The organism is Stenotrophomonas sp. SrG (assembly GCF_050031795.1).
GTDB lineage: Bacteria > Pseudomonadota > Gammaproteobacteria > Xanthomonadales > Xanthomonadaceae > Stenotrophomonas > Stenotrophomonas rhizophila_A.
On the sequence record NZ_JBNBBE010000867.1, the window covers coordinates 1 to 244 of the forward strand.

Consider the following 244-nt stretch of genomic DNA (forward strand, 5'->3'; position numbering starts at 1 on the left):
TCACGAAGGCGATCCAGTGGTCGAAGGCCTGCACGTAGCACCACGCGGCGCGGCCGAGCAACCAGCCGATCACCGGCCGAAGGCCGTCGATCCCACCGAAGATGAGGCCGGCACGCAGCGCATCGGGAAATCGCGGCTAGCGCATGGCAGCGCCTTTGCCGATAGCCGCGGCGAAGGCATCGGTGGACATGGCCAAGCCGATCAACAGCATAGAAATGGGGGACATCACACGACAGTGCAGGTG

The 244-nt window shown here is 64.8% G+C and carries 1 pseudogene; it reads right to left on the minus strand.

Going from position 1 to position 244, the window contains the following annotated elements:
* A pseudogene (locus ACQG3P_RS21990) lies at positions 1 to 226 on the minus strand (manganese efflux pump MntP family protein); the annotation flags it as partial.
* Between the last annotated feature and the right edge of the window lie 18 nt (positions 227 to 244).